This window comes from Microcoleus sp. B3-A4, from assembly GCF_036705385.1.
Classification (GTDB): Bacteria; Cyanobacteriota; Cyanobacteriia; order Cyanobacteriales; family Microcoleaceae; genus Microcoleus.
Genome location: NZ_JAUBUI010000075.1, coordinates 19,968 through 29,007, shown reverse-complemented (window position 1 = coordinate 29,007; position 9,040 = coordinate 19,968). Strand labels below are relative to the sequence as shown.

7 protein-coding genes are annotated in these 9,040 nt (G+C 45.9%); 5 read left to right on the top strand and 2 right to left on the bottom strand.

The genetic code is table 11. From position 1 onward, the window contains the following. Positions 1-199 precede the first annotated feature (199 nt). On the bottom strand, positions 200-1,234 hold the full coding sequence (locus QUB33_RS23095; protein ID WP_333354812.1) for a histidine kinase: 1,035 nt from the start codon (positions 1,232-1,234) through the stop codon (positions 200-202). Positions 1,235-1,773: 539 nt separating this feature from the next. After that, complete coding sequence (locus QUB33_RS23090) at positions 1,774-3,174, bottom strand: S-layer homology domain-containing protein (protein ID WP_333354809.1); 1,401 nt, start codon at positions 3,172-3,174, stop codon at positions 1,774-1,776. 69 nt (positions 3,175-3,243) lie between these two features. Here QUB33_RS23090 and QUB33_RS23085 point away from each other — a divergent pair, with 69 nt between their 5' ends. The 5 genes from QUB33_RS23085 to QUB33_RS23065 all read left to right on the top strand — a co-directional run bounded on the left by QUB33_RS23085 (position 3,244) and on the right by QUB33_RS23065 (position 8,927). Next, positions 3,244-3,798, top strand: coding sequence for a hypothetical protein (locus QUB33_RS23085; protein ID WP_333354805.1), 555 nt, complete (start codon positions 3,244-3,246; stop codon positions 3,796-3,798). A 483-nt stretch (positions 3,799-4,281) separates the two neighbouring features. Beyond that, entirely contained in the window at positions 4,282-4,764 is a 483-nt protein-coding gene (locus tag QUB33_RS23080) for a BON domain-containing protein (protein WP_333354801.1), read from the top strand. 398 nt (positions 4,765-5,162) lie between these two features. Further along, positions 5,163-6,380, top strand: a complete 1,218-nt coding sequence (locus tag QUB33_RS23075) for a histidine kinase (protein ID WP_333354798.1) — start codon at positions 5,163-5,165, stop codon at positions 6,378-6,380. A gap of 987 nt (positions 6,381-7,367) precedes the next feature. Beyond that, the gene (locus QUB33_RS23070) at positions 7,368-7,526 is read left to right on the top strand and encodes a hypothetical protein (RefSeq protein WP_333354794.1); all 159 of its coding nucleotides are present in this window, start codon (positions 7,368-7,370) and stop codon (positions 7,524-7,526) included. Between the two features lie 339 nt (positions 7,527-7,865). Beyond that, positions 7,866-8,927 (top strand): pentapeptide repeat-containing protein, encoded by a 1,062-nt coding sequence (locus QUB33_RS23065; protein WP_333354791.1) that lies wholly within the window; start codon positions 7,866-7,868, stop codon positions 8,925-8,927. Positions 8,928-9,040 lie beyond the last annotated feature (113 nt).

Here is a 9,040-nt window from a genome sequence, read left to right as displayed (position 1 = left end):
TCATTTGTGAATTTCTTACTCCCTCCCCTTGATAAGGGGAGGGTTGGGGTGGGGTCAAAAATTTACGACTCCTGCAATGATTGCTATATACAGCGAGCCGGATGCTCGCATTCCTTCCTCTAAAAGTAAAATTCACTGAACAAACACAGCAACAACCCGGTTTCTTTGATAAACCGGGTTGCTAAACACAGAGCTTGGTTTAAATCTGTTCTTCCCCTTGATTAAAATGCTGAATTCCTTGATTTTCCTCTAGACTACCAATAGCCTCTTTGGGAATATTGAGGATACCTGTAAACGAGTTTTGGCTTAGTTTCAAAGCTTGTTCCTTATTCTTGTACTCGGCTAGTTCGCGCTGTAAATTGTCAATTGTCTGTTGAAACCGAGAGGCTTGTTTGAGCATTTCTTGTTCTGAAAAATCCAGACATTGAATTAAATTAGCAACTTGATATTCCAGTAGTTGGGTTTCGGCTAAATTGTTATTAGTAACAAAATTTTTAGGATTTTTTGAATAGTCAAAAACAGTTAGTTCGCAGGGGATAGACAATGCTGTTTTTACACTAAGTGCTAAATCTTTAAACATTTCAGCCCTGCTTGGGGGAATTTTAACTTTCAGGAACATCAGTACCGCGAACAAACTTCCTGACGGCAGAAGTCCCCCAAATCCCAAGACAGACTTGACTTGGTAGGGGATAATTAAGGAATTTTGCTCAGGAATAAAGGGGCTGCCTTTTGCTTCTGATACGTGAAAAATATTTAATACTGCGGGTTCTAATTGCAGGAACCTTTCTCGCTCAATTCCGAGGAATGTAGGAATGTCTAAACCAAACTGCCGGATTATTTCCGAAATCGCCGGCATTTGAGCCACTAATTTTGTGCTAACTAATGGAATAGCTGTATGTTCTGCTGCTGTGTGCCGAGAATTCCACTGCGGTTGTGTGCCTGCTGCTGCTAGCAGAGTCCAACATTTCATGTCGGCGGTGGGGGAATTGCCCTTCATCAAGCGGCGGGCGGATTGTTGCAATGAGTCTTCTAATTCCCCGTAGGGATGAGTTTTGAACAAACGCACTAAGGCACAGCTATTTTCTCCAGTTTGCGAATTGCAAAAATGCCGGTAAATATAGTTAACAATCTTCTGGCTGCTGGCTTCCATACTAGCAGTATTTCTACCTAAGTGGCGCAGGACTAAGCTGCATTTAGCCATGTCTTGCGGGGTAAATAAGGTAATATCGTACATTAAAAAATGCTCTCCAAGAGCTCAAACACTCTTGTTCATTTATCGTTAAGGCCGCTACGGCATCCGGAATCCTACTGAGAGTTTTGAACAAAGTGCTAGTTAAAATATGTATAAAATTTGCCCGCCAAATGCAGCAGTTGTATGGCTGGATACAGAAATTAAGATTAAAGAAAAAAAATCTCTCCCCTAGGATAGGCCACAAGGACAGAAAAGCCGATGTTTAATTTGTAAAAGGGTTGTTTACGAGAACTCCCCCATAGGAATTAAAGAAACGGGGTTTTTCACCGGATATGCCTCGCGTTTTACAGGGCATTTTCGTAGATAAAAGTCGGTTTCTGGGTAAGCCGTATTCACCGAAATCCTAGAAACTCAAGCTGCAATTTTTGTTGCGGGCGATCGCAGCCCGATTTATCAAAAATTGGTACAATTTCATCAGTCTTGGACGCAGAAACCGGGTTTGCTTACAGAAAAAAAACCCGGTTTCTTGGGTATTGGTAAGTAGATGCTGTGTTCAAAACTTTTAACCACCCCAAACAACTCTACTCAGCAGGTTGAGACTTTGCTTCCAGGGCATCTTTAGCAGACAATCCCTGATCTTGAACGCCAAAATACCACAAACTAGCAGCAGCTTCGGCACGAGTCACTGATTTCTTCGGCTGAAACAGTGTAGTAAAACCAAAAACGCGGCGAATATTCGCCAAATCTCCATTGTTAAAATCAGCTAAAACGGCCCGCGATGCCTGGGAATCTATCTTAGAAGCATCTTGAAAACCCCACTTTTCTTTCACTCCGTCAATGTTAGCTGTGGGCAAAACTTGACGAGTGTCTAAAGGTACTTTCCAAAGAATCATTGTTTCGCGAGTTAAAGGTGCATCCGGGCGAAATTTCACATCTTTAGTTTCTCCCGAAAGCGAACTCGGAATTACACCGGCTTCTGCTAAACCTTGAATTGCTGAAAAATCCGGGTCAGTTTTGGGTATGTCAGAAAAGGCTGGTTCGCTAGAGTCTACTGCTAATCTAATTTGTTTGGCTTGACGGCTAGCATAAATCTGATTGTTAGCTGCTACTAACCAGCGGGCGTATTCGCGGCGAGTGACAATTTTGTTGGGTTTGGGCAAAGTGCTGGCTGTTTCTAAATTACCACTTTCATTCGATCGCACTTTCAGCGCTTCCAACTGACTTAAATCTGCCACATATTGCCGCAACTGTTGAGGAATTTGGGTGTCTAGTTGGCTAACTTGTGCTGATTTTGGCGAGGCGGATGGCGTTGGAGTAGTTCCCTCTGAATTAGATGGAGTTGGTGAAGCGGTTGGAGATGCGCTAGACTCGGAATTGTTAGGTTGGGGACTGGCGGCAATCTCGGGGCTTTCTTTGCTGTAGTCGATCGCAAATTCTGTAGAACCTCCTACTTTCTGAGTAGGAGAAAGCGACACAGTTACCCGCAAATTATCTCGGGTTGCTACCAAAGAACCTTGTCCCTCGGCGGTGGGGCGGCTGACTATTTCCCAGTTGCGACGCCCAAACTCTGTGGAGTAAAAGTTCTGAACCGAATTAACAGGATCTGTGCTTTCCCAGCGCAGCCGCACCTTTTTTTGCGACGGATCGGTTTGCCCACCAACTTCGATTAACTCAGCATTAGGATAGAGTGGAATCTCTGTCGGAAAATCGGGAGGAAGTTTGGCGCTAGAGTTTGTCTCAATTGCTGTTGCCGGTGGCGGGGAAGAGAAAACCACTGGATTTTGTTTTAATTTCGGATCGGCGGCTAAAGATTCTTCGAGGGCCTTGCTGTTGGGGCTGTTTGCACAAGCTGTGACAGCAGCCAGCAGACATACAGCCAGCCAAGTATTTACAGCAGCGAGTATATTGGTTTTATTGGTTTTAGTGATTTTAGATCGTCCTTGAGAGTTGCCTCGCCCTTGAGTAAATATAATATTCAGCATAAATCGCCCCTTTGCAGATATATTTCTAGGCTAGCGCAGATCGATCGGGCATATATAATTTTTACCCAAATGAAATTTCTGTATTTACTTCTAGTTACTGCTACATTACTTTCATACCCGGTCAAGTTTGCCCGTCCCGCTGCATCTCAACCAGCCCCGCTGCGGGCAGAAATTCAGACGCCAGAGTGGCAGCCTTTTTGCTCGGCGATGGGTCAGTTTGCGATCGATATGCCGGGAACTCCTAAAATTAATTCAGAAATTTTTTCAAATCAAATTATTGCTCATACATACCGATCGAACTTAAAAAACAAAGAATCTTATTTGCTTCAATACTTTGATTTAGATTTCCGACTGAGGAACAATAATATCAATAATATCAGAATTACTTTAAATAATGCCGTTGATCTTTTCGTCGTGGCAGCGAATGCTAAAGTCTTGCAAGTGCGGGATATTTCCCTCGGAGGCTATCCGGGAAAAGAATTTGAGTTTCAGCCGCTTTCCCCCACTGAACCTGTAGGTGTAGGTCAAGTTTTTTTGGTGGAAACGCGCGTTTACGGCCTGGTTGCCACTACCCCAGAACCCGAAAATGCTCAAAAATTTCTCGACTCTTTTCGTTTGTTTTGAAGCAGGAAATTTTACAATGAGTAGTGTACGGGATTTAACGGATTTCAGGGATGGATATTGAGTGAACCGGGAAAATTGAAAAATTAGTTGAGAGTAGCGCTCAAATTTATTAATAAAACTTACGCATTTAATAAACTTGGTGTATAGGAAAAGATTAGCTTTAGTAACTAAAAATTTCGGAATCAAGCGGGTTTCTGAGGAATAGTGCGTGCCCGACTAATTAAGTTGAATTAGCTTTAAGACCTTATTTTGTTTTTTGTACTCTATCTAACGACATAGATAAATTTTACACCCGTGGAGCGATGTAGATACTTGCTCAAGTGTATATATTTGATATAAGGATTTTTACATCCTATAAAAAATCAACGCAGAAAGCACAAACAAAGACAGAAACAAAGATTCTGTCTTGCTTAATCTGGCTCCTAAATCTGGCTCAACGAAGTCAGACTCATCGAAAGCTTACCCGGAGGCTATTAACCTATTATGAACAAACTAACACCAATTATCCTCAGCGGCATCCTATTATTTGGAGCTGCTGCTTGCAGCGAAGGGGCTAAAACTAGCTCTGATGCTCCTAATTCTACCACAGAAAATAGCACTAGCCCGCCCCCAGCCGAGACAGTTCAAAAAACTCAGGGTGACGCAACGAGCGATATTCGCAAAAACCAAGCAAATTCTGATATCAGGGCAAGAGAACAGCGCAACAATGTGACGGGCGGCGATGCAATAAGAGCCGATGGCGACCTGCAAAGTGAAGTGCGCTCCAAGTTAGAAGTAAACATCACTAAAGGTGCGCTAACTGTTGAGGCAAAAGATGGCCTTGTCACGGTAGGTGGCACAGTTCCCAGTCAAACAGATTTAGCTAAAATTGAGCCGCTAGCTAAAGAGATTAAGGGTGTCAAACAGGTGAATGTTACCGCTGTTGTCGCCCCCGCTGCATCCCCATCGCCTAGCAGCAATCAATAAATTAAAAGGAAGAAGTCCGAGGGAAACAAGGAAGAAGGATGTAGCAATCTAGGAGAGAAGTCTGAGGGAAGAGGGTAAAGTTTGGCATTGTAAGATTGCTTTGGGAGCGGATCGCAACGCTTAGCTGACTCTCTAGAGATAGCGGGTTTTTAAGTTAAAGGGTGTAAATTGAATTTAAAATTAACGCACTCAAAACTCGCGCAATACCTGCAACTTCCCCTTCCCAATTTCAGATTTTTCAGCCAGGATAATTAGTGGGAAACCAACCTGAAGATAGAGCCAGAAGTTATTCCCAGCGACCGATGAAAAATGTTGGAAAAAAATGACTAAATGTGATTGATGGCAGAGCATAAATTCTGTGGTTGTGTAAAAGTAGTATATTCTCAAGGAGAAAAAAAATGGCTTTAGGTCAACACAAGCGAGCTGTAGGAGCATTTTCTAATTACCGAGATACGGAACTAGCCCTGATGGAGCTGCAAAGTACCGGGTTTCCGATGAATAAAGTTTCGGTAGTTGGGGAAAATCTCGATCGCAGCGAAATTGCGGGCGCTAGCACTGGTACTGGTAAGGGTACCGACGACAAAGTGGGCGGCGGCGCAAAAGCAGGCGCGACAGCGGGAGTCGTGACGGGCGGTTTGATTGGGTTGCTCGGAAGCATTGGAGCGCTGGCAATTCCGGGAGTTGGCCCGGTGATGGCGGGGGGCGCGATCGCCACTCTGCTAGCAGATACTGTGGTTGGAGGCGCGATTGGGGCGGCAGCCGGCGGTTTGGTAGGCGGTTTGGTCGGCTTGGGAGTTCCCGAAGCAAAAGCTAAAGCTTATAACGATCGCGTCTCGCGCGGAGAATATTTGGTATTCGTAGAAGGAACAGATGCCGAACTCGCCACAGCCGAAGGAATTATGAGCGTGCGGGGCATTCAGGATTGGGGCATTTACGATGTGCCGGCAGAGACCGGCCGCAGAGCTTCGGGCCGCCAGAAGCGCGCCGTCGGAGTATTTTCAACCCGCCGCGAGACGGAACACGCACTGGGAGAACTTAGAACTGCCGGTTTCGACATGAATCGGGTTTCGGTTATCGCTAAGGATGCTGACTCGAAAGGGGAGATAGCAGGCATTGACGTGCACGACAGCACGGACAACAAATCCGATGAAGGAGCCACAAAAGGCGCCCTCACAGGTGGCACTTTGGGCGGTTTGACAGGCTTGTTGGTAGGTCTGGGTCTAGTGGCCATTCCGGGAATCGGGCCGATTATGCTGGCAGGAGCCTCAGCTACGGCGATCGCCACTACACTAGCCGGTACGGCTTTGGGTGCAGCAGCAGGCGGCTTGATTGGAGCTTTAGTCGGTATGGGAATTCCCGAAGAGGAAGCTAGAGCATACAACGATCGCGTGGCAAGGGGAGATTACTTGGTACTGGTTGACGGCAGCGAAGCAGAAGTCGCTAGAGCTGAAACCATTTTGAGCCGTGGAGGCATTCAGCATTGGAACACCTACGACTATACTCCCAGCGTCGATAACGCTCGGGCTGATTACGGCGCTCCCGGCACTCCTGGCGTTGATACTACCGCTGGTATTTACGATCCCACTCAGGGCACTACCAACCGCCCTCTGATTTAATACTTCAGAGTTTGTTGGGGTATTGTTTCTGCTTCCTGCAGGGTAGTCGCGCTCGCGCACTCGGATTGTGGAAACCGATCCGAGCAACATGGGCGAGCTAGGAGTTTTGCACTTCCTCGGTAAAATTATCTCAAAAGTCGGCTTTTTCTCTGAAAGTCGGCTTTTGTCCTGGAAACTTTAAAAAACGCGACCTGTCACCAGTTGAATGTTGATGGGTGGCCCAGGCCGTGAGCTGGGCTTTGCGCCGGAGGATCGATCGGCTTCCTTAATTTTTATACCCTCAATCCGCAGTGTTTTTTTACTCTGTAACACTCACTACAGCTCGATTGCAAACCCCGCAGTATTATCAAATTAGATGACATAAATTACAGCAGATATTGCCCAGTTTGTCAAAGAGCGACTATCTTTAATTATGGGGTGGCTAATTTCACCAACTTATACAGGTGAAGTACCCAGTCCCGCGCGCCCAGAAATGCCTGCGGTGGTCGGCAAATATTAGAATAATAATATTGTCGGAGCCTTGGGGCAAGACTTAGGCCGGTCATTAGTTGGCTGTAGCAGCCGAATTGCCGTTGGCAAGACCTGCTACAGGAATACAGTTTTTCTGGGAATGCCTCAGCGAAACATTTGAGAAGCCCAGGAACAGCTTTTATGTCCGGGAGCGCGTCTGGTGTCGGGTGTTCTGTTAATTAGAACCGCAAGCGCTCATGGATCGAGTAAAGATTAACAGCAAGCACAGCAGCGCGGGAGCACAATGGCTCGCGGCTCGTTTTTTCGCGAAATCTCAGGCTCAGCGCAGCGTATTGTTTGCTTTGCCTGCGACTCGTTCAGCACTCCGAGGGAAACAGCCTTCCTGTTGGATTTCACTGGCGCGCAGCACAGTGGGGGGAGGTGAAACTAGCTGAGCTGACCGGGCTCTGCTTTCATGGGCGATCGAAGATAGAAGGCATTTATGTAGAAGGCATTTGGGGTTGAAGCTCCGAGATCTTGTTTCTTGATTGCACTAATAAATTCGATCGCCTGTACCAGCAATTTTTCCGGTCAGAATGCGGCGCGGATGCCGCCAGCAATACCCCCAATATTCGATCGACCTTGACAAGAGCGATCGACAACTTCTCGGTATTTTGCTACATGGTTAGCAGTTAATAGTTAGTGATTAGCAGTTAGTATAAATACAACTAACAATTAACAACTAACATCAACCGCCAACTAATTACTAGCCAAATAAGACTTACAGGGCTTACACGCGGCGAGAAACTAGGTTTCTTCATGACTGCCGCGCTGAAAACACCCAGATTATTTACGAGAAACCGGGTTTTTCGTGAGTTATAACTAGGTGAGCAGGGTGATGCTAGGAATCAACCAGTTTTGACAATTGTTAATATGGCAGTATAGGTTGAAAAAACTTACGGCCAAACACGATAGTACAATTTTTCAGACAACAGAGAACATCGAGAAATTAAGGAAACTCACTCAACTTTTTTTATGAATTTCACTGAAATTTTAAGTGCCGATGAACTTTTAATTAGACATAGAAACGGGGAACGAGATTTTCGAGGGGCTAACCTCATTGAAGCTCATTTGAGTGAAGCTAATCTCAGTCGAACAAATTTAAGCAGCGCTAATTTGAAAGGCGCCAACTTAATTAAAAGCAAACTGATTGCAGCTAATTTAAACGGCGCCGACTTGAGCGGGGCTAATTTGTCTAAGGCGAAATTAATTGAAGCTAACCTCGGGAGTTCTAGTTTAACTGGAACTGTGGCGCTCGGAGCAGATTTTAGCGGGGCAAATCTCAGCGGAGCAATATTGTCTCAGGCTGACTTGAGCAAAGCTGTAATGACGGGAGCGAGTTTAGTAGGAGCTTGTTTGCTAAGCGGCTCAAAACTAACTGAGGCTAATTTGAGCGGGGCGACGCTGACCCGAGCAATTATGAGCGGGGTTGACTTAAGCAGAGCAAATCTGACGAGAGCGATTCTCAGCGAGGTAGACTTGACCGGCGCAAACCTGAGCGGAGCAACTTTAACTCGGGCTCATCTCAATCGCGGAAATCTCAGCGGCGTCAATTTGGTTGGGGCTTCTTTGAGCGAAGCAAGTCTGCGGGAGGCATCTATTTGCGCTGCTAATTTGAGCGGTGCTGACTTGAGCGGTGCTGACTTGCAATCGGCCAATCTAAATGGCTCTAATTTGAGCAGTGCCGACTTGCAGGGAGCTAATTTGAGTAAAGCTAATTTAAATGGTTTGATTTTGCACAATGCTGATTTGAGGGCTGCGAATTTGAACAAAGCTTCTTTGCGGGGAGCTAACTTGAGCGGTGCGAATTTGGCAGGTGCTAGCTTGCTGGAAGCGGATTTGCGGGGGGCGAATTTGAGTCACGCCAATTTGTCGGGAGCAGGTTTGCTGCTAAGTTCTCTGACAGGGGCGAATTTGACAGGAACTAATTTGTCCGAGGCTAATTTGATTGGGGCGAGCTTGAATGTTGATAATTTGAATGAAGCAGCTTTGGGCGGGGCGATTTTGCCGAATGGAGCTACTCACAGCCGGGATTGATATCGATTCCGGCTCCACCGGAATCATTGTTGACTGTTGACTGTTGACTGTAGAATGAGGGGTCAAAAAAATGAAAATGGCGCGAATTATTTGTTGCGAGCTTGATTCGACTT

What these genes read in the sequence shown, in the direction of transcription:
- QUB33_RS23090 (WP_333354809.1), bottom strand. Translation starts at nt 3,174, where the DNA reads ATGCTGAATATTATATTTACTCAAGGGCGAGGCAACTCTCAAGGACGA.
- QUB33_RS23065 (WP_333354791.1), top strand. Translation starts at nt 7,866, where the DNA reads ATGAATTTCACTGAAATTTTAAGTGCCGATGAACTTTTAATTAGACAT.
- QUB33_RS23095 (WP_333354812.1), bottom strand. Translation starts at nt 1,234, where the DNA reads ATGTACGATATTACCTTATTTACCCCGCAAGACATGGCTAAATGCAGC.
- QUB33_RS23075 (WP_333354798.1), top strand. Translation starts at nt 5,163, where the DNA reads ATGGCTTTAGGTCAACACAAGCGAGCTGTAGGAGCATTTTCTAATTAC.
- QUB33_RS23080 (WP_333354801.1), top strand. Translation starts at nt 4,282, where the DNA reads ATGAACAAACTAACACCAATTATCCTCAGCGGCATCCTATTATTTGGA.
- QUB33_RS23085 (WP_333354805.1), top strand. Translation starts at nt 3,244, where the DNA reads ATGAAATTTCTGTATTTACTTCTAGTTACTGCTACATTACTTTCATAC.